We start from the raw sequence: 24,672 nt of genomic DNA on the forward strand, positions 1-24,672 counted from the left end.
GCCCGTCGACAATCCTTAGCGTGTCCATGGATGTGAATGTGGTACACACATGCGCATGCTTGGCGTCTGGTGACGCAACCTGATCAAGCTGACGATCGATCCAAGGAGACCCGAGGATGCCCGCTCCCCGCACCGTCCTGCTCACCGGCGCCGCCGGCGGCGTCGGCACCCTGATGCGGGGGCTGCTGCCGGAGTACGGCTACGAACTGCGCCTCCTCGACCTGCTCCCCATCGAGGGCGAGCCGGACGCGATCACCGCGGACCTCTCCGACAGGGCGGCGCTGCGCGAGGCGGTCCGGGGTGTCGACGCGATCATCCACCTCGCGGGCATCTCCCTGGAAGCCTCGTTCGACAAGATCCTCAAGGCGAACATCGAGGGGACGTACAACCTGTACGAGGCGGCACGCGAGGAAGGCGTCCGACGGATCGTCTTCGCCTCCTCCAACCACGCGGTGGGCTACGCCCCGCGCCCCCAGGGCGACGACCCCCTCATCCCCATCGACACACCGCACCGCCCGGACACCTTCTACGGTCTGTCGAAGTCCTTCGGCGAGGACCTGGCCCAGTTCTACTGGGACAAGCACGGCCAGGAGACGGTCTCGGTCCGCATCGGCTCCTGCTTCGCCGAGCCCACCAGCGTGCGCATGCTCTCCGTCTGGATGAGCCCCGAGGACGGCGCCAGGCTCTTCCACGCGGCCCTCACCGCCGAGGACGTAGGGCACACGGTCGCCTACGGCTCGTCCGCCAACACCCGCCTGTGGTGGGACCTCGCGACCGCCCGCGCGCTGGGTTACGAGCCGCGGGACGACTCCGAGCCGTACGCCGAGAAGCTCATCGCCGAACAGGGCGAGCTCGACCCGGACAACCCGGACCACGCACACCTGGGCGGCCACTTCACCACGCACCCGCCGATCTGGCCGTACTGACAGAGGCACCGCCCTTTCGGGCGACGACGTCCGACTACGGACCGTGATTTCACCGGCACTCCTTGAGCGGACGGGCACCGAACGGGCCCGTCCGCTCCCTCATTCGGGCACGCTCGCTGCCCGATCTCACGTCCGGCCCAGGTCCGAGGCGGGCAGTCCGCCAGGAAAACGGGCGGAGACGGGCACCATCGGGCGTGTAACAGGCCTGGTCAGCGTCGCAAACCGGCTGTAAAACTTCCCCCAAGGCCCGAGCACGGCCCGAACGGGCAGTGCCGGAGCAGCGGAGAGGCAGGTGTCGGCCATGACTGCGGAAGAGAGACAGCGCGAGATCATCAAGGCCGCCCGCCGTACGGGTGCCGTCGATGTCACCACGCTCGCCGCCGAGTTGGGCGTGGCCAAGGAGACCGTCCGGCGCGACCTCCGCGCCCTGGAGGACCACGGACTGATCCGCCGCACCCACGGCGGCGCCTATCCCGTGGAGAGCGCGGGCTTCGAGACGACACTCGCGTTCCGGGCCACCAGCCATGTCCCCGAGAAGCGCCGGATCGCCCTAGCCGCGGCCGAACTGCTCGGGGACGCCGAGACGGTCTTCGTCGACGAGGGGTTCACCCCTCAGCTCATCGCCGAGGCGCTGCCCCGCGACCGGCCGCTGACCGTGGTCACCGCCTCCCTCGCCACCGCGGGCGTACTCGCCGAGGTCGGCAACACCACCGTGCTCCTGCTGGGCGGCCGGGTACGCCCCGGCACCCTCGCCACCGTCGATCACTGGACGACGAAGATGCTCGCCGGGTTCGTCATCGACCTGGCGTTCATCGGCGCCAACGGCATCTCCCGGGACCACGGCCTCACCACCCCGGACCCCGCGGTCTCGGAGGTCAAGGCCCAGGCGATCCGCGCTTCCCGGCGCACCGTCTTCGCGGGAGTGCACACCAAGTTCGGAGCGGTCAGCTTCTGCCGGTTCGCCGACGTCTCACAACTGGAAGCGATCGTCACGAGCAGCCAGCTCCCCTCGTCCGAAGCCCACCGCTACGCGATGCAAGGACCCCAGGTCATCCGCGTCTGATCCCAGCCCGACAGCCCGATCACCCCCGTCCGGAAACCCAACTCACCCTCCACCAAGGCACCGCCAGAGCCGTCCCCACCCCTTATCTCCCCATACGCCCAGGAGCATCCCATGCGAACCAAGAGCCGCCGGAAGCCTCGCAATCTCGTGATAGCGGCTGCCGTAGGAACGCTGATCACCCCACTGCTCGCCGCGTGTTCAGGAGCCGGAGGCTCCACCAGTTCCAGCGGTGACTCGATCAACGTCCTGATGGTCAACAACCCCCAGATGGTGGAGCTGCAGAAGCTCACCGCCGACAACTTCACCAAGGACACCGGGATCAAGGTGAACTTCACCGTGCTCCCCGAGAACGACGTCCGCGACAAGATCAGCCAGGACTTCGCCAACCAGGCCGGCCAGTACGACGTCGCGACCCTGAGCAACTACGAGATCCCGATCTACGCCAAGAACGGCTGGCTGCACGACCTGGACTCGTACGTCGCGGGCGACAAGGCCTTCGACCAGGCCGACATCCTGCCGCCGATGACCGAGGCCCTCACCGCGGAGGACGGCAAGCTCTACGGGGAGCCCTTCTACGGCGAGTCGTCGTTCCTGATGTACCGCAAGGACATCTTCGAGAAGAACGGGCTGACCATGCCCGCCAACCCCACCTGGACCCAGGTGGCGGACTTCGCGGCCAAGATCGACGCCGCCGAGTCCGACATGAAGGGCGTCTGCCTGCGCGGTCTGCCCGGCTGGGGCGAGGTGATCGCTCCGCTGACCACCGTCGTCAACACCATGGGCGGCACCTGGTTCGACAAGGACTGGCAGGCACAGCTGGACTCGCCGGAGTTCAAGAAGGCCACTCAGTTCTACGTCGACCTCGTCCGCAAGCACGGCGAGGCGGGCGCCGCCCAGTCCGGTTACGCGGAGTGCCTCAACAACATGACGCAGGGCAAGACCGCCATGTGGTACGACGCCACCGCGGGCGCGGGCTCCCTGGAGGCCGCCGATTCCCCGGTCAAGGGCAAGATCGGCTACGTCCCGGCGCCGGTCGAGGAGACGAAGAGCTCCGGCTGGCTCTACACCTGGGCCTGGGGCATCCAGAAGGCCTCCGACAACGCCGAGAACGCGTGGAAGTTCATCTCCTGGGCGTCCGGCAAGGACTACGAGAACCTCGTCGGCAAGAGCATCGGCTGGGCCAACGTCCCGGCCGGCAAGCGGACCTCCACCTACGACATCCCGGAGTACCGCAAGGATGCCGCTGCCTTCGCGGACGTGACCCGGGAGGCCATCGCGTCGGCGGAGCCCGAGAACCCGGGAGTGCAGGAACGCCCGGCGCCCGGCATCCAGTTCGTCGGCATCCCCGAGTTCACGGACCTGGGAACCAAGGTCTCCCAGGAGATCAGCTCGGCCATCGCCGGCAAGCAGTCCGTCGACAGCGCGCTCCAGAAGTCCCAGGAGCTCGCCGAGCAGGTCGGCAAGAAGTACGAGGGGTCATGACCATCACCGCCACTGCCCGAGTCGCGGCGGCAGGCAAGCCGCCGCGGCCGGCACCACCGTCGAACCGCATGCGTGCCTGGGCCACCCGAGCACCGCTGCTGCCGGCTCTCATATTCATGATCGTCGTGACGCAGCTGCCGTTCGTGGCCACCCTGGTGTACTCGTTCTTCGACTGGAACGCCCTCTACCCGAACGACCGTCACCTCACCGGATTCAGCAACTACGCCGACGTCCTCACCACGGCCGACCTGCGCAAGTCGGTGTGGACGACCATCCTGCTCACCGTCGCGGTGGTACTGGCCAGCCTGTTCCTCGGCCTGCTGCTCGCGCTGCTCCTGGACCGCAAGTTCCCCGGCCGCGGAGCGGTGCGGACGATGCTCATCGCACCGTTCCTGCTGGTCCCCGTCGCGGCCGCGCTGCTGTGGAAGCACGTGCTCTACAACCCCGAGTACGGCCTCTTCAACGGCGTACTGCACTGGATCGGCGGCGACAGCGCACCACAGCCCGACTGGATCTCGAACACCCCGCTCCTCGCGGTCGAGGCCTCACTGGTCTGGCAGTGGACGCCGTTCATGATGCTGATCCTGCTCGCGGGGCTGCAGAGCCGCGACCCCCAGCTGATCGAGGCGGCGCGCATGGACGGCGCGAGCGACTGGCAGTTGTTCGTCCACATCACCCTGCCGCACCTGCGCCGCTATCTGGAGCTCGGCGTACTGCTGGGGTCGATCTACATCGTGCAGAACTTCGACGCGGTGTTCACGATCACCTCCGGCGGGCTCGGCACCGCGAACCTGCCCTACACGATCTACCAGACCTTCTACCAGGCGCACGAGTACGGCCTGGCCTCGGCAGCCGGCGTCCTCGTCGTGATCGGATCACTCATCCTCGCGACCTTCGCCCTGCGCGTCGTGTCGTCGCTCTTCAGGGAGTCCCGCTCATGACCACCACAGTGACCACACCCCCGCCGCGCAGGCGCGCGCGCAAGGGAACCGCGCTGGGCGTGATCGCCTGGCTCACGGGCATCCTGTTCGTCCTTCCGATCCTCTGGATGCTCCTCACCTCCTTCCATTCCGAGGCCGACGCGGCCACCAACCCCCCGTCGCTGGCCGCCTCCCTCACCTTCGACAGCTACCGGGAGTTCTTCGGCGTGGACGGCGGGGCGAGCCCCTGGCCCGCGCTGATCAACTCGGCCACGGCCTCGATCGCGTCGACGATTCTCGTCCTGGTGCTGGCGCTTCCCGCCGCCTACGCGCTGTCGATCCGCCCGGTGAAGAAGTGGACGGACGTCCTGTTCTTCTTCCTGTCGACCAAGATGATGCCGGTGGTGGCGGGCCTGCTCCCGATCTACCTGTTCGCCAAGAACGCCGGCATGCTCGACAACATCTGGACGCTGGTCATCCTCTACACCGCGATGAACCTGCCGATCGCCGTGTGGATGATGCAGTCCTTCCTCTCCGAGGTGCCGGTCGCGATCATCGAGGCCGCACACATCGACGGCGCGAGGCTGCCGACGATCCTCACCCGCGTGGTGGCCCCCATCGCGCTGCCGGGCATCGCCGCCACAGCCCTGATCTGCTTCATCTTCAGCTGGAACGAACTCCTCTTCGCCAGGGTCCTCACCGGCGTGGTGGCCGAAACGGCCCCTGTCTTCCTCACCGGCTTCATCACCAGCCAGGGCCTGTTCCTGGCGAAGGTGTGCGCCGCCTCGCTCGTCATCTCCCTGCCGGTGCTCGCCGCGGGGTTCGCCGCTCAGGACAAGCTGGTCCAGGGCCTGTCGTTGGGAGCCGTGAAATGAAGGCCGCAGTCATCGAGTCCGTCGGCCGCGCCGTGGTGGCCGAGGTCCCGGACCCGACGCCGGGCCCCCGAGAGGTCGTCGTCGAGGTCGCCGCCTGCGGCCTCTGCGGCACCGATCTGCACATCCTCCAGGGCGAGTTCGCTCCCAAGCTGCCGATCGTGCCGGGTCACGAGTTCGCGGGCGAGGTGGTAGGCGTAGGCACCCAGGTAACGGAACTCTCGGTCGGCGACCAGGTTGCCGTGGACCCCTCCCTCTACTGCTACGAGTGCCGCTACTGCCGTACCGGCCACAACAACCTCTGCGAACGCTGGGCAGCGATCGGCGTCACCACAGCCGGCGGAGCCGCCCAGTTCGCCGTCGCCCCAGTGGCCAACTGCGTCAAGCTCCCGGAACACGTGCGAACCCAGGACGCGGCCCTCGTCGAACCGCTCTCCTGCGCGGTACGCGGCTACGACGTCCTGCAGTCCCGCCTGGGCGCCCACGTCCTGATCTACGGCTCCGGAACGATGGGCCTGATGATGCTGGAACTGGCGAAGCGCACAGGAGCCGCAAGCGTCGACATGGTGGACCTCAACCAGCAGCGCCTGTCGACGGCCCAACTACTGGGAGTCTCCTCCTCCGCCACGACCGCCGACGAACTGGACCGCCCCCAGGGCTGGGACCTGGTCATCGACGCAACCGGCAACGCAGCAGCGATCCAGGACGGCCTGAACCGCGTCGCAAAGGCCGGCACCTTCCTCCAATTCGGCGTGGCCGACTACGCGACCCGCGTAACCATCGACCCGTACCGCATCTACAACCAAGAGATCACGATCACCGGCTCCATGGCAGTGCTCCACAGCTTCGAACGAGCGGCGGAACTGTTCGCCACCGGTGTCCTGGACCCCGACATCTTCATCAGCGACCGCATGCCGCTGACCAGCTACCCGCAGGCGCTGGAGCAGTTCGCGTCGGGAGTGGGAAGGAAGATCGTAGTAGTGCCATAGGTACGAATGGGGGCGCCCGAGCCATCTCTTCCTCAGGTAAGGGAACGGTAAAGCGCCCCCGCTCGTTACCCCAGTCATGACAGCTATGACCCCCGGCTCGAACATCCCTCTCCCCGTCGCCCGCGTGACGGTGGACGTCGCCGCCCCGGTGCGGCTCGACGTTTCGAGCCTGCTGCTCACCGCCGACGGCAAGGTGCGCTCCGACGACGACTTCATCTTCTACAACCAGCCCACGGGCCCGGGAGTGACCTACCGCTCGGGCGGCGGCACGGCCCCCGACGCAATCGTGGTCGACACGACCGCGGTCCCCCCGGGCATCGAGAAGATCGTCGTCACGGCAAGCCCGGACGCGGCGGGCCAGACCTTCCAGGGCATCGAACCCACGGCCACGATCCGCAACGCGGACGACAACTCCGTACTGGCGTCCTTCACCCCGCCCCAGCTGGGCTCGGAGACGGCCCTGGTCATCGTGGAGGTCTACCTCCGCAACGGCGCCTGGAAGGCCCGAGCGGTAGGCCAGGGCTACTCCAACGGCCTGGCAGGCATCGCCACGGACTTCGGCGTCTCGGTCGAGGAACCGGCCCCGCCCACACCCCAGCCGACGGCCCCGCCCGCCCCTGTCGCACAACCCCAGGTGACGACCCCGCCGCCCCCGCCCGCTCCCCCCACCGCGACCGCCGCCCCCACCCCTCCCCCCTCCGGCAAGATCAACCTGGACAAGGGCCGGGTGAGCCTCCAGAAGAACCAGACCGTCTCCCTGGTCAAGGGCGGCCGCCCGCTGCTCTCCCAGGTCAAGATGGGCCTCGGCTGGGAGCCCGCGTTCCGCGGCAAGGACATCGACCTGGACGCCTCGGTCATCGCGTACGGCCCGCAGCGCAACCACATCGACAGCTGCTACTTCGGCAAGCTCTCCATCGTCAACGGCGCGATCAAGCACTCCGGCGACAACCTCACGGGCGAGGGCGGCGGAGACGACGAGGTGATCGTCGTAGACCTGGGCCGTCTCCCCCAGGAGGTCACGGGCCTGGTCTTCACGGTCAACTCCTTCTCCGGCCAGAAGTTCACCGAGGTGGCCAAGGCCTACTGCCGCCTCCTGGACGCAGCCACAGGCGAGGAACTGGTCCGCTTCGACCTGACCAGCGCCGAAGCCCAGACAGGCGTAATCATGGCCAAGCTCATCAAGCAGTTCTCCGGCGAATGGGAAATGACAGCCCTGGGCGACTTCGTAAAGTCCCGCACAGTCCGCGGAATGGTAAAGCCGGCGGCCCAGTCCCTCTGACCACACCGCCCCCCACGCGCCACACCGGACCCGGCGCCCCACCGCCCCGCCCCCTCCCGCACTCGCACCCACAAGACAACGGAAGGGGGCGTGCCGGTACGTCCAAAATGCCCGTCGCGTACGTTCGCGTCACCGAACCCGTCTCCACTTGCCCAAGGCCTGATCCGGCGGCGACGGGCTTGGACGTACCGGCACGCCCCCGACCCACCCCACCCCCCGTGGGCGAGACCCGCTACGCCCGAAGCCCCTCCGTAAGCAGCGACAAGTACCGCCGAATGTGCGCCGACCCACCATTCGCCAACTCCGACGCGGTAGCCACCCCATGGGCCAACCGCAACACCTCGATCGGCAACACGTCCCCCCGCAGCGTCCCCTCCCGCTGAGCCGCGTCAACGAGCCGAGTGGCGGCCCCCTTCACAGAGACCCCGCACGCGGTGACCACAGCGGAGCTCCCATCCGTGACGGCCGACCCGAGCAACGCCTTCAGCCCACGCACCTGGATCATGGACATGCTGAGCTCGTTCAGCCACTCCACCAGCGCCTCGCCGGGCGGCAACCCCGCCGCGATCTCATCCGCACGAGCGGCGATCGCCTCGATGCGGTCGACGTACACGGCCTCCAACAACGCCTGCCGCGTAGGAAAGTGCCGGTACAGCGTCCCGGACCCGACCCCGGCCTTCTTCGCGATGTCGTCGAGCGACGCACCCTCCCCATGCTCGGCGAAGGCAACCGCCGCCTCTTGGAGCAGCCGCTCATAGTTCCGCCGCGCATCCGCCCGCATCGGCTTGACCTGCGCCATTCAGATACTCCTTGCCAACCGGGGACCCTCTCCGTATCTTACCGAGAGTCAAACGGAGACAGTCCCCGCTTACTGCCGCGCGCGGCCAATGCTGCCCGCGCACACCTCATCCGGGGACACCAGACAGGGAGCATCCCATGTCCACCCCGTCCACCAGCACCATCCCACCCGAAGCCGCGTCCCGGCAGTCACTCAGGCTCGGCGCCGTCCTGTTCGTCATCGTCGCCGCCTACCTGATGGTGGGCGTCGACTCCACTGTCGTCAACGTCGCTTTACCGGACATCCAGCAGGATCTCGGCTTCACCCCCACCGGCCTGTCCTGGGTCCTCAACGCCTACACGCTCGCCTTCGGCGGCCTGCTCCTCCTCGGTGGCCGCGCCGGCGACATCGCGGGCCGCCGCCGTACGCTCACCGCCGGCGCCCTGCTCTTCGCAGCGTCCTCCCTGCTCGGCGGCCTCGCCACCGAAAGCACCTGGCTGCTCGCGGCCCGCACGCTCCAGGGCGTGGGCGCCGCACTCATCGCCCCCAGCACCCTCGCCCTGATCACCACCAACTTCCCGGAGGGCCCGCGCCGCCACCACGCCCTCGGCATCTACACCTCCATGGCCGGCATCGGCGCCTCCATCGGCCTGGTCCTCGGCGGCATGCTCACCTCGTGGGCGTCCTGGCGCTGGTCCCTGCTGATCAACGTACCGATCGGCGTCGGCGTGGCCCTCGCCCTGCCCCGCTTCGTGACCGAAACCCCGCGCCACACGGGCCGGTTCGACCTGGCGGGTGCGCTCACCGGCACGGCCGGAATGAGCTCGCTCGTGTACGCGTTCATCCGCGTCTCGGAGGAGGGCTGGGGAGACACACAGGCGGAGCTCGGCTTCGGCACGGCGGCGGCCCTGCTCATCGGCTTCACCCTGATCGAGTCCCGCGCGGACCAGCCGATCATGCCGCTGCGCCTCCTTGCCGACCGCAACCGCGCGGGAGGCTATGCGGGCGTCCTGCTGCTGCCCGCGGGAATGTTCGGCGCGTTCTACTTTCTCACCCTGATCTGCCAACGGGTCCTGGAGTACAGCCCGTTGCGGGCGGGCTTCGCGTTCCTGCCGATGACCCTGGCGATGTTCACGGTCGTGCGCTTCGTACCGCGGCTCCTGTCGCGCCTCGGCGCCAAGCCGGTGCTGCTCACCGGCATGACTCTGCTCGCCGGTGCGGCCGGGTGGCTGTGGCGGCTCGAACCGGGCGACGGGTACCTGACCGGTCTGCTCGGCCCACTGCTCCTGATCGGCGTGGGGGTCGGCCTGAGCTTCATGCCGCTCAACGTGACGATCCTCGCGGGCATCAAACCGCGCGAAGCAGGCGCCGCCTCCGGCCTGCTGCAGACCCTCCAGTGGCTCGGCGGCACACTGGGCCTCTCCATCCTGGTCACCGTCTACGGCACGGCGACCCGGCACGCGACCGAGTCACCCTCCGAGATCCTCACCGAGGGCGCAGCGCGCGCGTTCGGCGTCGGCTCACTGATCGCGCTCACCGCCCTACTGCTGTCGGCGTTCGTGATCACCGACACCAAGCCGACCAGGACCGCCAAGCCGAAGACCGCCGCCTAGAACAACGCACTGTAGGCATTCAGCGCAGGCTGCCCACCCAGATGCGCGTACAACACGGTCGAGTCCCCCGCGATCTCCCCCCGCGCCACCAGATCCACCATCCCGGCCATCGACTTCCCCTCGTACACGGGATCGGTGACCATCCCCTCCGTCCGGGCGGCAAGCCGCATCGCGTCCAGCGTGGCCTCGTCGGGTATCCCGTAGGTCCCCGCGTGATACCGCTCGTCCAACTCGACGTCCGCCTCGGTCAACTCCTTCTCCACACCGATGAGTTGCCCCGTCCCGTGGGCGATCCGGGCGACCTGCTCACGGGTACGGGCGGGCGCGGCCGACGCATCGATCCCGATGACGCGCCGCGACCGCCCACCCGCTTCCTCCAGGGCGGCGAACCCGGCGACCATGCCCGCCTGGGTCGACCCGGTCACCGAACACACCACGACGGCGTCGAAGAAGACCCCCAACTCCCGTTCCTGCTCGGCGACTTCATAAGCCCAGCCGGCGAAGCCCAGCCCGCCCAGCGGATGATCGGAGGCCCCCGCCGGAATGGCGTACGGCTTGCCACCCCCCTCCTCCACCTCCCGAAGCGCCTGCTCCCAGCTCTCCTTGAACCCGATCCCGAACCCGGCCCGCACCAGCCGTACGTCGGCCCCGGCGAGCCGGCTGATGAGAATGTTCCCGACCTTGTCGTAGACGGAGTCGGGCCACTCCACCCAACTCTCCTGAATCAGCACGCACTTGAGCCCGGCGCGCGCGGCACAGGCCGCGACCTGACGGGTGTGGTTGGACTGGACCCCGCCGATCGAGACGAGGGTGTCGCAGCCCTGGGCGAGCGCGTCGGCGACGAGGTACTCCAGTTTGCGGGTCTTGTTCCCGCCGTACGCGACACCGGAGTTGCAGTCCTCGCGCTTGGCCCAGAGCGAGGCGCCACCGAGGTGCTTCGTGAGCCGCTCCAGCGGGTGCACGGGCGAGGGACCGAAGAGCAGAGGGTAACGGGCGTACGAAGCAAGAGACATGGGTCCTCCACGGTCAGGATCAGGATCAGGTATCGAGATCGGCCAGGTCTTCGAGGCCACGCCAGATCTCCGCCGTGACGCGGACGGCCTCGTCCGCGTCGCCGCCGGCGCAGGCGTCGATCAGCTGGTCGTGCAGCCCGGCCGAACGGCAGTTGCCGCCCTCGCCGAACCGGCGCCGCTCCAGGCGCCGGATGAGCGGGGTGTAGCGGGCGATGGTGGCGGCGGCGGCACGATTCCCGCTCACCCGGACGAGTACGTCGTGCAGCTCGTCGTCGGCACGCAGCGCGGCGGACACGTCACCATCGCGCACGGCCGCGGCGAACCGCGCGTTGGAGTCCCGCATGGCACCGACGTGGTCGGCGAGAAGCCGGGGCACGGCGGCCCGCGTGACCAGTTCATGCATGGCGCCGACGACGGCCGCGGCGTCCCGCACATCGGCTGCGACCACAGGGGTCACCCGCGTATAGCTCTGCGGCTTGGACTCAAGGAGGCCTTCGTCGACGAGCCGGGAGAAGGCATCCCGGACGGGCGCCCGCGAGAGCCCGAGCCGCTCGGCCAGCTCGGCGTCCCGCACGACGGCGCCCGGCGCGATGTCGCCGGCCACGATGGCGTCCCGTATCGCCTCGTACGCGCGGTCCCTGAGCAGGGTCCGGGGTATCGCTTCCATGAACTGAAATGTTAGATGTCAGATCAGCGCCGCACAAGAGTGCGACCCGCAGAAGACCACGACCCACGCCAGTGCGCGACGCACAAAACGGTGCGACCCGCACCGAAGCACGGGCCGCACTCACACGGGACTCACTCAACAGGCCCAAGGCCAGTCCGCGTCCCGAGCCCCCTCCAGCAGCGGCACCATCCGAAAGGCCCCGTCCGAAAGCCCTCCGAACACGTGCCGGTTCCCCCGCCCGGACGGACCGTGCCCCGCCCGGTACCCAGCCAGGTTCCACGTGTAGACCGGCACCTGCGCCGGGACCTGCTCGGTCGGGTCGCCGTAGTGGCTGGCCGCGGCCTGCTCGTCGGTGACGATCAGCACCCGGTCATGCTTCTTGAAGTGCTGCCGGACGGCCTCGGTGGTGTTGGTGCCGCCGAGGTCGCCGAAGCGCTCGAGCACCTTCAGCACGGACTCACCGCGGCGGAACTTCACACGCTTGCTGCTCGTACCGAACTCGACGAGATCCGCGTCCGCCGCCCGCAGTGCGAGCGCCGTACCGAAGATCGCCGCCGCGTCGGCCCGGTTGAGCTCGGACCGGTCCGACAGCCGCGAGAAGAACATCGAGCCCGACCGGTCGACGAGGACGAGCGTCCGCCCCGGCAGCGCGGGCACATTGGCCAGCGAGTGGCCGAGCGCCTGCTCCAACGGGTACGACCAGCGCAGCGAGGGCGCGTGCTGGTACGCGGCGAGGTAGCGGAACGGGAACTGCCGCGAGCGCGCCACCTCGGCCGGGTCACTGATCTTCGCGGCGACCTGAGCCGCCACTTCGTCACTGACACCCGCCTCGTCGAAGTTCCGCAGGTTCCGGACGAGCGCCATCGCACCCATGGACGGGATGACGGCCTCCCAGGCCGCCTTGTCCATCGGTCCCTGCAGCCAGCCGGCCAGCGCCTCCCAGGTCATGCCCGCCTCCGCCAGGCGCTGCGCGCCGTGCGCTCCGGTCACGACCTTGCGCCGCTTGGCGGGCCGCAGCGCCATCAGGTCACGGTGGGCCGCGAGTACGGGCAGCGACTTGGGCACCACGGCGGTGTCCGGGTTGTGCCGCCGGTCCAGCGCGTACTGGAACAGCTCGCCCTGCCACGGCTTGCCGGGGTCCGGCGCCGCGTGCACCAGGTTGAGGATGTCGCCGAAGCGGTACCCCTTGGACGCGGTGTCGTACTTCAGCAGCGACTTGCCGTTGTAGAGACGTCGTACGGCGTCGGCGATGCCCCGCTTGACGGGCTTGGGCACGTTGCGGCCGTACTGGGAGGTCCAGTAGGCGAGCAGCTCGCCGGGCTCGTCCGGGCGTCGCAGTACGGAGGCGATGACCTGGCGGTTCGTCGGGCCGTCACCATCGGTGGCGCCCGCGTCGAGGCGCGCCTTCACGTACTCGGCGGCGCCCACGATCGAGGCCGTACGCAGGTTGCCCTCGCCGCGGAGCCAGCCGAGCAGGGCTGCCGTCCACGACGGGTCGGCGACGGCGAGCTCGCGCACCAGCACGGCGAACCGGTCGTCGCGGTCCGCGCCGGTCTCGTAAAAGGTCCGCTGCGAAACGAAGTTGGCCACGGCGAGCAGAAAGAGCTCGGAACGCGGGTCACGCTCCTGACCACGGCCGCCCTGATAGGTACGGAGCACACGCCCCGTCGACGTCACACGCGAAGTGGGCTGAGCCTTCGCGGACTTGATGTTGAAACGTGCCATGGTGAATTCCCCCCGAATTCATTGGTGTATCGGAGGGAGGCGCAGCAAAAGGAGTGTGCCCGAGGTCGGAATCGGCGACGGTCGCTTATAACTGGCGCGTCTTCCATTCCGCCACACCGACCCGGGGTCGATGACGGGATTCGAACCCGCACGAGGAATCTTCCCCACCAGTTCCCGAAGTATCCGCTGCCTGCGCACCGGGCACACACCATGAGCTGCGCCTCCCGAGATCAAAGTCGGCGGCGGCCTGGATTCTTGTCGAGAGAAGTAGCCGCAGCCTTCGCACCGGGAGGTGCATGAAGTTGTGGTGTCCAGAGTTCAAAGCCGGCGGAACCGACGTAGGTGCTCTAACCCCTGAGCTACACCGGCGCGTTGTACCGGTGACGGGACTCGAACCCGCGGCCGCCCCATTATCAGTGGAAGTAGGTCCTGCCTTCGCACCTGGACATGCATCACTGTAAGAGGCGTACCGCGGGACGGGCGAGCGAATTAACTAGCCGCGCTTCTGGCGCTTCCAGGGGCCCTTGATGGCCAGCATGATTCCCGGCACCTGGATGTTGGCGAACAGGGTCTTGCCGTCGGGCGAGAACGTGACGCCGGTGAACTCGCTGTACTCCGGGTCCGCTTCGGTGCCGATGTTCAGTTCGTTGCGTGCGATCGGGTACGTACGGCCGCTGTCGGTGGCGCCGAACAGGTGCTGGATGCCCTCGCCGTCCTCGGCGATGACGAGCCCGCCGTACGGGGAGACGGTGATGTTGTCGGGGCCGTCGAAGGCGCCGTCGACGGACGGGTCGGGGTTCACGCCGATCAGGACCTTCAGGGTCAGGGTGCGGCGCTTGGGGTCGTAGAACCAGACGGCGCCGTCGTGCGCCTGACCGGGGCTCTCGGTGCGGGCGTACGAGGAGACGATGTACACGCCGCCGTCGCCCCACCACATGCCTTCGAGCTTGCGGGCGCGGGTGACCTGGCCTGTGGTGAACTGCTTGCGGACGGAGACCGTCCTGGCGTCACGGTCGGGGACGTCGACCCAGTCCACGCCGTACACCGTGCCGATCTTCGTGGCGCGGGAGAGGTCGTCGACGAACTTGCCGCCGGAGTCGAAGCACTTGAAGGCCTGGTACGCGCCGGCGTCGTCGGCGAGGGTGGCCAGCTGCCCGTGTCCGTGCTCGAAGCCCTGCGGCGGGGTCCAGCGGTACAGGAGCCCGTTGGGGCCCGAGGCGTCCTCGGTGAGGTAGAGGCGGCCGCGCTTGGGGTCGACGACGACGGCCTCGTGGGCGTAGCGGCCGAGCGCCTTGATGGGCTTGGGGTTCTTGTTGCGGCGGCGGTCCTCGGGGTCGACCTCGAAGACGTAGCCGTGGTCCTTGGTGAAGCCGTTGGTGCCGGTCTTGTCCTCGGTCTCCTCGCAGGTGAGCCAGGTGCCCCAAGGGGTGTTGCCGCCCGCGCAGTTGGTGGCGGTGCCCGCGACGCCGACCCATTCGGCGACCTGGCCGCCGGGGCGGATCTCGACGACCGTGCAGCCGCCGGCCGCGGCCGGGTCGTAGACCAGACCCTCGGTGAGCGGCACCGGGTGGGGCCAGTTGGCGCGGGGACCGGCCAGCTCGTGGTTGTTGACCAGTAGGGTGGTGCCGCGCGGGCCGTCGAAGGTGGACGTGCCGTCGTGGTTGGACGGCGTGAACTCGCCCGACTCCAGCTTGGTCTTCCCGCTGTAGGTGATGACGCGGTACGAGAACCCGGCGGGCAGCGCCAGCAGGCCCTTCGGGTCGGGGATCAGCGGTCCGTAGCCGACGCCGTGCTTCTGGTCCGCCGACTCCGCGTCCACGCCTTCACTGTCGGTCTCGGTCTCCGTGGACGCGAGGGCGTTCGGCGCGGTGGCGAGGGCGCCGACGCTGCCGGCCAGCACGACACCGGCACCGGTGACCGCGGATTTACTGGCGAAGTCCCTGCGGGTGAGCGACATGTTTTCTCCTGTGACGGTGGAGTGGGACTGTCGTGGGGGGCGGGGTGGCGGACCTCGTTTCGGCCACACGGTCCCGCCCACGCCTGAACGGGAGTTGAACGGGGGCAGACTTCCGATGTCCCGCTTCCGTGAACCCGTCCGAACCGCCCGCATTCGAAGCCATGGTTTCCGGGCAATCCTCGTAAACACGGCCAACACGCACAGATCACGCCAAAACTCGTAGTGAATTCCGGACGAGGGCGCGGCACGGCGGCAGGGGCCAAACCTCTCCCCTGCCGCCGTACCGCGCCCTCAGCCCCTCACCACACCGTCACCACTCCACGGCCGCACCGCCGCCCCGCCACCCCTCAACCCCCTTGCTGCGACCGCGCCTTGAACGCCGCCTTACGGGCCTCCTTGGCCACCTTCTTGTCCGGGTGCAGCCGCCCCATCGCCTCCAGCACGTCCGGCGTGGCCGGGTGCTCGACCCGCCAGGCCGCGGCGAAGAAGCCGCTGTGCTGCTGGGAGAGACCCTCCACGAGGGCTTGCAGTTCCGCCGAGTTGCCTTCGGCCGCGAGCTGCGCGGCCAGGGTGTCGATGGTGAGCCAGAAGACCATCGCCTCGGAGGGAACGGGCACGTCGGCCGCCCCGTGCTCGCTCAGCCAGACCCGTGCGAGCCCGCCCAGCTCGGCGTCGTCGAGGACTTCACGGAGGGCCGGTTCCGCCTCCATGCCGACGAGGGAGAGCGCCTGCTGACAGCGGAGGCGGCGCAGCGGCGCCCCGGCGTCGGCTCCGCGGGCCGCGGCGAGCAACTCCCGTGCGGCGGGCAGGGGTTCACGCCTGGCGAGCCACTGCTCGGTCTCGGCCTGTGCCGCGGCCGGCGGGAAGGCGGACGTGCCGTCGAGGAGCGCGTCGGCCCCCTTGTCGGCCAGGTCCCCGACCGCGGGGGCGGACATTCCCGCTTCGAGGAGCCGCGCCCGGATCCCGTACAGGCCGAGCGGGGTCAGCCGTACCATCCCGTAGCGCGTGACATCCGTGTCGTCGAAGGCCGCAGGCTCCGCGGGCTCCTCGTCCGGCTCCGCCATCAGCGCCTCGTCGACCGGCTGGAAGTCGACGATCCCGATGGGCTCCAGGAGCCGGAACTGGTCGTCGAGCCGCATCATCGCGTCCGACACCTGCTCCAGGACGTCGTTGGTCGGCTCCCCCATGTCGTCGGGCACGATCATCGACGCGGCGAGGGCGGGCAGCGGCACCGGACCCTGGTCGGGCCCTTCTTCGCCCACGGTGAGCAGGTACAGGTTGCCGAGCACCCCGTCGAGGAACTCGGCCTCCGCCTCCGGATCCCAGTCCAGGGAGGAGAGGTCGACCTCCCGGCCGTCCTCCATCGCGCCGACGAGGTCGTCGAGGTCGGGCACGCTCGCGTCGGCCAGCACCGTGTCCAGTGCGCCCAGCCACACTCCGAGGACGTCCTGCGGCGCCCCGGAGGTGAGCTGTGCGAGGTCCTCGCCCGCGGTGACCGTGCCCTCCTCCTCGTCCACGATCTCGATGAGCCCGATGTCCACGGCCACCCGCCAGGCCTCGCTGGCGAACGCGGCCGCTTCGTCGCCGTCGAGCCCGAGTTCGGCGGCGGCCGCCGGAAGCTGTTCCTCGGCGAGTTCGCCGCCCGCGCCGACCCGGGTGTCCGGACCGGCCCAGCGGGCCAGGCGTGCGGCGCGGGAGAGCAGCGGCGCGGCGAGCGCGTCCCGCGCCAGCTCCGCTTCGGAGTGCAGCCGCACCGGCGGCAAGGGGGAGCTGTCTGACATCAGCTGGGTTCTCCTCCGGACAAGCAGGACATGCGGTGCGGGCAGGCAATGCGGGCAGGCATCGCCACCACCCGACGGAAGCGGCGCAAGCCATCCAAGCAACACCGGCAGTGCAAGCGCCGCACCGACGGCTCAGCCTAGACGGATTTCCACCCATGCCGCCCGGTTCATGTCCCTGACAGGCGACGTACACCGCTGAAACCTTGACAACTCCCCCGCCCACGCACGAGATTGACGCGCGTAGAAGTACGACGGTCGCCAAGCCCACCTGCTTCTACGCGCGTCACCGGCCCCCACGCAGGCCGCGCTCCCCCACCGCTCCACCCTCGTCCCGGCGCTCAAGTACGTCCCCGGAGGGATTCCCTTGCCGAGCAAGAGAACCGCGCGCATAGGCGCGCTGACCGTCGCCGCGGTCTGTTCCACCGTCTCCGCCGTGGTGCTCACCACACCGGCCCACGCGGACACCATTCACATTCGCGATATCCAGGGCACCACCCGGATCTCCCCGTACGCGGGCCAGGCGGTCACGGACGTGGCGGGCATCGTCACCGGCGTGCGCACCTACGGTTCGTCGCGGGGTTTCTGGATCCAGGACCCGAACGCGGACGACAACCCGGCCACCAGCGAGGGCGTCTTCGTCTTCACCAGCTCCGTCCCGAAGGTCGCCGTCGGCGACTCGGTCACGGTGTCGGGCACGATCTCGGAGTACGTCCCGGGCGGCGCCTCGTCCGGCAACCAGACGATCACGGAGATCACCAAGCCGGTGGTGACCGTGCTCTCCAGCGGCAACGCCGTCCCGGCGGCCACGGTCGTGAACGCCAAGTCGGTCCCGGGCGTCTACACCGCCGCCGGCGACACGGCCGCGAGCGGCTCGGTCAACGGCCTCGCCCTGGAGCCGAAGAAGTACGCCCTGGACTACTACGAGTCCCTGGAGGGCATGAACGTCCAGGTCTCCGACGCCCGCGTGGTCACCGCGACCGACCCGTACACCGAGCTGTGGGTCACGGTGAAGCCGCGTGAGAACGCCAACCGCCGCGGCGGCACGGTGTACGGCTCGTACACCTCGCAGAACACCGGGCGGCTGCAGATCCAGTCGCTCGGCGCGACCGCCGACTTCCCGACCGCGAACGTGGGCGACGAGCTCACGGGCACCACCGCGGGCCCGCTCGACTACAACCAGTTCGGCGGTTACACCCTCGTCGCCAACCAGATCGGCACCCTGGAAGCAGGCGGCCTGGAGCGCGAGACGACGCAGAAGCAGTCGCGGAGCGAGCTGGCCGTGGCGACGTACAACGTCGAGAACCTGGACCCGGGCGACGCCTCCTTCGAGGAGCACGCGGCCGCGATCGTGGACAACCTGCAGTCGCCCGACATCCTGTCCCTGGAGGAGATCCAGGACAACAACGGCGCGAAGAACGACGGCACGGTCGCCGCCGACCAGACCGTGCAGAAGCTGATCGACGCGATCGTCGCGGCGGGCGGCCCGGCGTACGAGTGGCGCTCCATCGACCCGCAGAACAACACCGACGGCGGCGAGCCCGGCGGCAACATCCGCCAGGTGTTCCTGTTCAACCCGGAGCGGGTCTCCTTCACGGACCGCGCGGGCGGCGACGCGACGACCGCCGTGGGCGTCACGAAGGTGAACGGCAAGGCGGCCCTCACGGCCTCCCCCGGCCGCATCGACCCGGCCAACACGGCCTGGACGACCAGCCGCAAGCCGCTCGCGGGCGAGTTCGTCTTCCGCGGCAAGACGGTCTTCGTGATCGCCAACCACTTCGCGTCGAAGGGCGGCGACCAGGGTCTGACCTCGCAGTACCAGCCGCCGACGCGCAGCTCGGAGACCCAGCGCCACCTCCAGGCGACCGCGGTGAACACCTTCGTCAAGGAGATCCTCGCTACTCAGAAGAACGCGGACGTCGTCACTCTCGGCGACATCAACGACTTCGAGTTCTCCGACACGACGCAGCTCCTGGAGGACGACGGCGCGCTCTGGTCGGCGATCAAGTCGCTGCCCAAGAGCGAGCGTTACACGTACGACTACCAGGGCAACAGCCAGGTCCTCGACCAGATCCTGGTCAGCCCCTCGATCTACAAGGGCTGCGACTTCGAGTACGACAGCGTGCACATCAACTCGGAGTTCAACGACCAGATCAGCGACCACGACCCGCAGGTGCTGCGGTTCAAGCCGTAACCCCGTGTACGGATGAGCCCGGCCCCGTCGTCCGGGGGGCCGGGCTCATCCCATGCCCGGGATCACAGCCCGGGTTCACGCGGCGAAGACGCCGTTCAGCCAGCCCTGCCAGGCGGCTTCGTTGCGCTTGCCGTCGGCGTCGGGCGCGAAGTCGTGGACGCTGATGCCCACCGGCGCGCCCCAGTGGTTGCGCCCGAAGAAGCGGATGAGGGCGTTGTCGGTGCGCAGTCCGATGAAGTACGGGTTGCGGTAGTCGAGTACGGCGTCGAGGAGCTCGCCCTCGGGCCCGCGGGCCTGCACACGCGCACCCACGGCGGTGTCGTCCGCGAGGCCGAGCGCACGTCCTACGGCGGTGAAGGCGTCGGACGCCGTGGACGCCTCGGGTCCCTCGAAGGTGGCGAACGCGAGCGGGCGGCCACGGAAGTGCGTCACGTACTCGCCCATGGTGTGCAGGTAGAAGGCGTTGTGCTTGTTCGCACCGTCGTACTGGTTGTCCCAGTCGTCGACGAAGATGCCGCTGTGCACGTACCGCACCCAGGCCCGGCGACCGCCCTCGCGCGGCTCGATGGTGTAGTCGAGCTGATTGAGGGTCTGCTGGGAGATGCCGTCGACGTCCTCGACACGGTTCGTGTAGCGGTGCGGCGGGTCCCAGACCGTGATCTTGGACCCGAAGGGGCCGGCGCCGCCCTCGCGCGGCTCGGGCGCCTCCATCGGCCACAGCCAGCCGCCGACTCCTTCGGTGATCGCGTCCCACACCTGCTCCGGCGTGGCGTCGATCTCGATCTCGTGGGCGCTCTCGAATTCCTTGGACATGGTGGTCACTCCTCGGTACTGACATCGGCACTGATGGGCAATTCGGCTGCTGGGGTCCCCTGTTCGCCCGTGGGGCGGAGCGTGGGGTGGACCGCGACGACGATCCGGTGGCTCCTGCCACCTTCGGCGTCGGGTGCGTCGTACTTGCGGATCAGCCCGCTGACACCCGCCGTCAGCTCCTCGATGAACGCGGCGCGGTCGGCTGCCGAGCCGAACGTCACCTCGCCGTCGAGCGCGTACGTGGCGAGCCCCTTGCGGGCCTTCGCCGCGCCGGTGATCAGCGAACCGACGTCCCCCACCAGCCGGGCGCCGAGCGCGAGCAGCCAGCGGGCGGACAGCTGGTCCCGGAAGCGGTCCGGATCGGGCCGTACGGCGGCCAGCGCGAGCGGCGAGATGACGTACGACGCGGCGGTCGCGCGCATCAGCCGCTCGGTGACATTGCCCTTGCGGCGTTCGCCCGCCAGCTCGACAAGACCGTGCCGCTCCAGCGTCTTGAGGTGGTAGTTCACCTTCTGCCGGGGCAGCCCGACCTTGCCGGCCAGCATGGCGGCCGAAGCGGGCCCTGCGGCCAGCTCCGCCAGCAGTCTGGCCCTTATCGGGTCCAGCGAGACGGCGGCGGCCTCTGCGTCCTCGATCACGGTCACGTCCAACATGACTCCACCGTCTCACCGAAAACTTTTTTTGTCCAGACGGTTGGAGTCGTCGGTGGTGTTCCATGAGCGTGCCGCACACCAGTTCGATTCAATGGGCGTACGATCGCTCTCCACCCGGGCAGGCGATCAGCCGGACTGCGTCCCGCGCTCGTCAAGCCGGGCCAACTGACTCTGGAACCAGTCGAGTCGGGCCTGCAACAGGGCCGCCTCGGCGACCAGCTCGGACACCCCGAGCCCGGAGGCCGTGCCGAGCCCGCCGGTCACGTCCACCGCACCCCCGGCGGCGGCCCGGACCCGCAGTCCGTCCCCGGCCAGCCGCGCGAAGGAGGCGAGCGACAGCGACGTACGACCGCGTACGCACCCTGCGCACGCCGCCGTCAGGGCGCGCCAACCCGGCCTGCCCCAGCCCGCGTCGGCCAGCGCGCCGGCCACGGCGCCGCACGTGCACGGGCCGACGGTCGCGGTCCGCACCCGCTGGCGGGCATAGCGGAAGCCGCGTTCGAAACGGATGTAGGAACCCAGGACGGAGACTTCGAGGAGAACGGCCGCCCGGTGTTCGGCGGTACACAACAGCGCCTCGGCGGTGGCCCGTTCGTGCACGCAGTGGAAGCCGCAGTCGCAGCGGCGGTGCGGCGCCCGGTGCCGCCGCCCGTAGACGCAGCCCGCCTCGTCCAGCACTCCGTACGGCAGTGCGCCGCCGAGCGAGACGCCGGTGAACCCGGCCCGGGTGCCGTCCTGGGACAGCACCGGGTGGGCGATCTTGTATCCGGTCGGCGGCTCCGTCGGGCGTTCCTCGGGGAGCCGCAGCCTCATCGGGCGACCGGAACCTCTTCGGGCGCGGACGCCTCCAACTCCTGGATTTCCTCAGGAAGTTGAAGCTCTTCGTCCTGCACGTGGGCCTTCTCTTCCGCGACTCCGGTGGCGAGTGCCTTGCCGAGCCTCATGACGCCTCCCGCGATCTGCCGTCGACTCCGTCCTCGCCATGGTGACCCATGGGGGCCCGAGTTGGCACTAGGGCCTCGACAGGGCCGCCCGCCAAATGATTAGCGTCCATTGCCCATACCTCGTAGAAGAATTAAGTGGAGCTTCACGATCGGGAGGCCGACACTACTCCCATGACCACCTCACCTCACGGCACTCCCCCCTTCGGCCGCGCCCTCTGCGCCATGATCACGCCCTTCACCGAGGAGGGTGCGCTGGACCTCGACGGGGCACAGCTGCTCGCCGACCGACTGGTCTCCGAGGGCTGCGACGGGCTGGTCCTGTCCGGGACCACGGGTGAGTCGCCGACCACGACGGACGCGGAGAAGTCCGCGCTGGTGCGGGCGGTCCGCGAGGCGGTCGGGGAGCGGCCGTCGATCGTGGCGGGCGTGGGCACCTTCGACACCCGGCACACCGTCGAACTGGCCCTGGAGGCCGAAAAGGCGGGCGCGGACGGCGTGTTGGTGGTCACGCCGTACTACAGCAAGCCCCCTCAGGAGGCGCTGGAGGCGCACTTCCGGGAGATCGCGGACGCGTCCGGCCTGCCACTCGCGCTGTACGACATCCCGGGCCGCACCGGCACCCGCATCGAGCCGGACACGATCATCCGCCTCGCCGAGCACCCGAGGATCGTGGCGGTGAAGGACTGCTCCTACGACTTCCTCGGCACCCAGAAGGTGCTGGACCGCACAGACTTGGCGTACTACGCGGGCTGCGACGAGCACATCCTCGCGCTGTACGCGGTGGGCGCCGCCGGTTACGTCAGCACGGTCGCGAACGTGGTCCCGGCCCAACTCCGGGCGATCCTGGACGCGTTCGAGGCGGGCGACACCCCCGTGTCCGCCCGCCTCCAGCAACGGGCCACGCCGCTCATCGAGTTGATGATGTCGGCGGGCCTGCCCGGTACCGTCACCGCCAAGGGCCTCCTGGCCGAACTGGGCATGCCCGCGGGCCCGGTCCGCGCACCGCTGCGGCCCGCCGGCCGCGAGGCGGTCGACGGACTGCGGGCGGCTTACGAGGAGTTCACGGCCTGCTGATCAGCGCTCGGCGAAGACCGGCTCCCACTCCTGCCGGGAGAGGTCCACGTTCTGCTCCCGCACCCCGCTCAGCGGTACGGTCCTGTCGCTGCCGATCGTCACCAGCACGAGCTGCGGCCGGTACAGCTCCGAGCCCGCGGTCCGCTCCCAGGCGATCAGCCGATGGTCGTCGACCCAGGCGAGCAGCGTCCCCCCGCGCACCTTGGTGATCTCCTTGCCGGTACGGGGATCACGGATCGCGGAGTACGACTTGTCGGGCACCTCCTTCGCCAAGCCGCCCGCGGCGAGCGTGCCGTCCGGGGACAGCCGTGCGTCGACGTCCCACCGCAGGTACCGCTCGTTCGCGGGCGCGTCGACCGCGTCGCCCCCGAGCTCGTAGTACTGCTGCATCCCGGCACGCTCTCCGACGATCCGCGAGTACACCAACCCGCCGTCACGGCTGAACGCGAAGTCCTCGCGGCCGTTGATGTCACGGCCGGCAGGGACCTTGTTCCACATGCCCCCGCCGCCCCCGGCGAGGTCGAGGACGAGGAAGCCCGTCCGGCTCGACTGGCCACCGAAGGACGACATCCAAGCGGCCTCCCCGTCGGAGCTCGTCACCCACTTGCGCAGGTCGGGGTTCTCGCCGTACGTCGTCGCGACGAGCTTCTGCCCGTCGCGCGAGAACGCCAGCCCTCCGACTCCGGGGACGACCGGGATCCACCGCTGGACCTTCCCGGTGGTCAGGTCGAGCAGCCCGATCCGGTGGGCGGGCAGCTCCCGTTCCAGTACGGCAGCGGTCTTCATGCCGGGGGCGACGGCGACGAAGGACCAACGGTCGTCCTTCTCGTACCGCCCGGTCCTCTGATCGAGGAGCCAGTAGGTGCGGGCGTTAACACCGCGGTCGTCCGTCTGCGCGACGACCTCCGCCGTGTAGTACGCGGCCAGCGCCACGTTCCCCGCCGCGATCAGGTCACGCGGCGGCGACTGGTCCGGATGCGCGCTGGTTCCGCTGCCGTCCAGCAGGCCCGCGGGCCGCACGTCGTCCTTGCCGGAGTCCAGCAGCGGCACAGCGACGGCGATGGCGACCACGGCGGCGGTGGCCGCGGCGACGGACGCGAGCGTACGGGTACGGCGGCGTCGGCGGGCGGTGAGCACCCGGTCGGCGAACCCCGGTCCCGCCGGGGCCTGTTCGACGGCCTGCTCCCGGAGGGAGTCACGCACGAGTTCCTCGACGTTCACGGACGCACCTCCACGGGCGCATAGTCACGGGACGGCTGCGGCTGCTCGGTGGCGGCCGGTCCGAGGGCCCCGAGTTCGGGCGCGAGGGTGCGCAGGCGGGCCAGGGAGCGGTGGGTGGTGGACCGTACGGTGCCCACGGAGCAGCCCAGCAGCCGCGCCACGTCGGCCTCGGGCAGGTCCTCGAAGTAGCGCAGCACGAGCACGGTGCGCTGGCGCGCGGTGAGCCGGGACAGCGCATGGCGCATCACCACGCGCAGCTCGGCGGCGGCCGTGGCGTCGGAGCCGGGCAGTCCCGCCTCGGGCGGCTCGGCGACGGTGACCTCACGTCTGCGCCACTTCAGTCGCCAGCGGCTGACCTGCTGACGGTAGAGAATCCGCCGTACATACGCCTCGGGCTCGTCGATCCGCTGCCACCGCCCGGCCGCCTTGGCCAGCGCGCTCTGCAGCAGATCCTCACCGGCGTGCCGGTCCCCGCCGCTGAGCAGCACAGCCGTCTTCAACAACGCAGACGACCGGCTCTCCACGAACTCCCGGAAACTCTCCAGCCCCGCGCCATCCATCGTCACCGTCTCTTCCCCGACGGCACCTGTGCGCCGCCCCTGTGCCCCTTGTGACGCGCGCGGCGGCGTCCCGCTATGCCACCTGACGTGAAAAAAGTTGTCGGCACACGGTAATGGGCCGGGGCCCGTACCGCGTCCGTGCGCGGTACGG

Annotated in this window: 22 protein-coding genes; 10 read left to right on the plus strand and 12 right to left on the minus strand. The window is 69.5% G+C overall.

What is annotated here, in order from left to right; genetic code table 11:
• The first annotated feature begins 116 nt into the window (after window positions 1-116).
• The 7 genes from OG219_RS11985 (at window position 117) to OG219_RS12015 (ending at window position 7,531) form a co-directional block, all read left to right on the plus strand.
• Window positions 117-926: an NAD(P)-dependent oxidoreductase gene (locus OG219_RS11985; RefSeq protein ID WP_266825685.1), complete on the plus strand. Its 810-nt coding sequence runs from the start codon at window positions 117-119 to the stop codon at window positions 924-926.
• Between the two features lie 292 nt (window positions 927-1,218).
• Window positions 1,219-1,989, plus strand: coding sequence for a DeoR/GlpR family DNA-binding transcription regulator (locus tag OG219_RS11990; RefSeq protein WP_266825687.1), 771 nt, complete (start codon window positions 1,219-1,221; stop codon window positions 1,987-1,989).
• A gap of 111 nt (window positions 1,990-2,100) precedes the next feature.
• Window positions 2,101-3,471: a sugar ABC transporter substrate-binding protein gene (locus OG219_RS11995; RefSeq protein WP_266825689.1), complete on the plus strand. Its 1,371-nt coding sequence runs from the start codon at window positions 2,101-2,103 to the stop codon at window positions 3,469-3,471.
• Window positions 3,468-4,412 (plus strand): carbohydrate ABC transporter permease, encoded by a 945-nt coding sequence (locus tag OG219_RS12000; protein WP_266825691.1) that lies wholly within the window; start codon window positions 3,468-3,470, stop codon window positions 4,410-4,412. The genes OG219_RS11995 and OG219_RS12000 overlap by 4 nt, the downstream gene beginning before the upstream one ends.
• A complete protein-coding gene (locus OG219_RS12005; RefSeq protein WP_266825693.1) occupies window positions 4,409-5,266 on the plus strand; it encodes a carbohydrate ABC transporter permease in 858 nt (285 codons plus the stop codon). Before OG219_RS12000 ends, OG219_RS12005 begins: the two co-directional genes overlap by 4 nt.
• Window positions 5,263-6,252, plus strand: a complete 990-nt coding sequence (locus tag OG219_RS12010; protein ID WP_266825695.1) for a zinc-dependent alcohol dehydrogenase family protein — start codon at window positions 5,263-5,265, stop codon at window positions 6,250-6,252. The genes OG219_RS12005 and OG219_RS12010 overlap by 4 nt, the downstream gene beginning before the upstream one ends.
• 85 nt (window positions 6,253-6,337) lie before the next feature.
• On the plus strand, window positions 6,338-7,531 hold the full coding sequence (locus OG219_RS12015; protein ID WP_266836073.1) for a TerD family protein: 1,194 nt from the start codon (window positions 6,338-6,340) through the stop codon (window positions 7,529-7,531).
• Between the two features lie 232 nt (window positions 7,532-7,763).
• On the opposite strand, the gene OG219_RS12020 is transcribed toward OG219_RS12015, so the two are convergent.
• On the minus strand, window positions 7,764-8,330 hold the full coding sequence (locus OG219_RS12020; protein ID WP_266825697.1) for a TetR/AcrR family transcriptional regulator: 567 nt from the start codon (window positions 8,328-8,330) through the stop codon (window positions 7,764-7,766).
• A gap of 137 nt (window positions 8,331-8,467) precedes the next feature.
• On the opposite strand from OG219_RS12020, the gene OG219_RS12025 reads away from it, so the two are divergent.
• Window positions 8,468-9,922, plus strand: coding sequence for an MFS transporter (locus tag OG219_RS12025; RefSeq protein ID WP_266825699.1), 1,455 nt, complete (start codon window positions 8,468-8,470; stop codon window positions 9,920-9,922).
• Here OG219_RS12025 and OG219_RS12030 read toward each other — a convergent pair.
• From OG219_RS12030 to OG219_RS12050, 5 genes are all read right to left on the minus strand, one after another.
• Window positions 9,919-10,935 (minus strand): 1-aminocyclopropane-1-carboxylate deaminase, encoded by a 1,017-nt coding sequence (locus OG219_RS12030; protein WP_266825701.1) that lies wholly within the window; start codon window positions 10,933-10,935, stop codon window positions 9,919-9,921. The two genes, OG219_RS12025 and OG219_RS12030, sit on opposite strands and share 4 nt — an antisense overlap.
• A gap of 25 nt (window positions 10,936-10,960) precedes the next feature.
• Complete coding sequence (locus OG219_RS12035; protein ID WP_266825703.1) at window positions 10,961-11,602, minus strand: GntR family transcriptional regulator; 642 nt, start codon at window positions 11,600-11,602, stop codon at window positions 10,961-10,963.
• 135 nt (window positions 11,603-11,737) lie between these two features.
• Window positions 11,738-13,327 (minus strand): TROVE domain-containing protein, encoded by a 1,590-nt coding sequence (locus OG219_RS12040; RefSeq protein ID WP_266825705.1) that lies wholly within the window; start codon window positions 13,325-13,327, stop codon window positions 11,738-11,740.
• A 493-nt stretch (window positions 13,328-13,820) separates the two neighbouring features.
• Window positions 13,821-15,284 (minus strand): alkaline phosphatase PhoX, encoded by a 1,464-nt coding sequence (locus OG219_RS12045; protein ID WP_266825707.1) that lies wholly within the window; start codon window positions 15,282-15,284, stop codon window positions 13,821-13,823.
• 347 nt (window positions 15,285-15,631) lie between these two features.
• Window positions 15,632-17,065, minus strand: a complete 1,434-nt coding sequence (locus OG219_RS12050) for a hypothetical protein (protein ID WP_266825709.1) — start codon at window positions 17,063-17,065, stop codon at window positions 15,632-15,634.
• A 364-nt stretch (window positions 17,066-17,429) separates the two neighbouring features.
• Here OG219_RS12050 and OG219_RS12055 point away from each other — a divergent pair, with 364 nt between their 5' ends.
• Window positions 17,430-19,256, plus strand: a complete 1,827-nt coding sequence (locus tag OG219_RS12055; protein WP_266825711.1) for an endonuclease/exonuclease/phosphatase family protein — start codon at window positions 17,430-17,432, stop codon at window positions 19,254-19,256.
• Between the two features lie 75 nt (window positions 19,257-19,331).
• Here OG219_RS12055 and OG219_RS12060 read toward each other — a convergent pair whose 3' ends face one another.
• The 4 genes from OG219_RS12060 to OG219_RS12075 form a co-directional block, all read right to left on the minus strand.
• Window positions 19,332-20,069 carry an SRPBCC domain-containing protein gene (locus OG219_RS12060; protein ID WP_266825713.1) on the minus strand — a complete coding sequence of 246 codons (738 nt, stop codon included), beginning with the start codon at window positions 20,067-20,069 and terminating at the stop codon, window positions 19,332-19,334.
• Window positions 20,070-20,074: 5 nt separating this feature from the next.
• Complete coding sequence (locus tag OG219_RS12065; protein ID WP_266825715.1) at window positions 20,075-20,722, minus strand: helix-turn-helix domain-containing protein; 648 nt, start codon at window positions 20,720-20,722, stop codon at window positions 20,075-20,077.
• Between the two features lie 126 nt (window positions 20,723-20,848).
• Window positions 20,849-21,535 (minus strand): hypothetical protein, encoded by a 687-nt coding sequence (locus OG219_RS12070; protein WP_266825717.1) that lies wholly within the window; start codon window positions 21,533-21,535, stop codon window positions 20,849-20,851.
• Window positions 21,532-21,666 carry a hypothetical protein gene (locus OG219_RS12075; RefSeq protein ID WP_266825719.1) on the minus strand — a complete coding sequence of 45 codons (135 nt, stop codon included), beginning with the start codon at window positions 21,664-21,666 and terminating at the stop codon, window positions 21,532-21,534. Before OG219_RS12075 ends, OG219_RS12070 begins: the two co-directional genes overlap by 4 nt.
• 171 nt (window positions 21,667-21,837) lie before the next feature.
• On the opposite strand from OG219_RS12075, the gene dapA reads away from it, so the two are divergent.
• A complete protein-coding gene (gene dapA / locus OG219_RS12080) occupies window positions 21,838-22,740 on the plus strand; it encodes a 4-hydroxy-tetrahydrodipicolinate synthase (protein WP_266825721.1) in 903 nt (300 codons plus the stop codon).
• Here dapA and OG219_RS12085 read toward each other — a convergent pair whose 3' ends face one another.
• Together OG219_RS12085 and OG219_RS12090 are read right to left on the minus strand one after the other, a co-directional pair.
• On the minus strand, window positions 22,741-23,961 hold the full coding sequence (locus OG219_RS12085) for a WD40 repeat domain-containing protein (protein ID WP_266825723.1): 1,221 nt from the start codon (window positions 23,959-23,961) through the stop codon (window positions 22,741-22,743).
• Window positions 23,958-24,521: a SigE family RNA polymerase sigma factor gene (locus OG219_RS12090; protein ID WP_266836074.1), complete on the minus strand. Its 564-nt coding sequence runs from the start codon at window positions 24,519-24,521 to the stop codon at window positions 23,958-23,960. Before OG219_RS12090 ends, OG219_RS12085 begins: the two co-directional genes overlap by 4 nt.
• Window positions 24,522-24,672 lie beyond the last annotated feature (151 nt).

It is taken from the genome of Streptomyces sp. NBC_00038, assembly GCF_026343635.1.
Classification (GTDB): Bacteria; Actinomycetota; Actinomycetes; order Streptomycetales; family Streptomycetaceae; genus Streptomyces.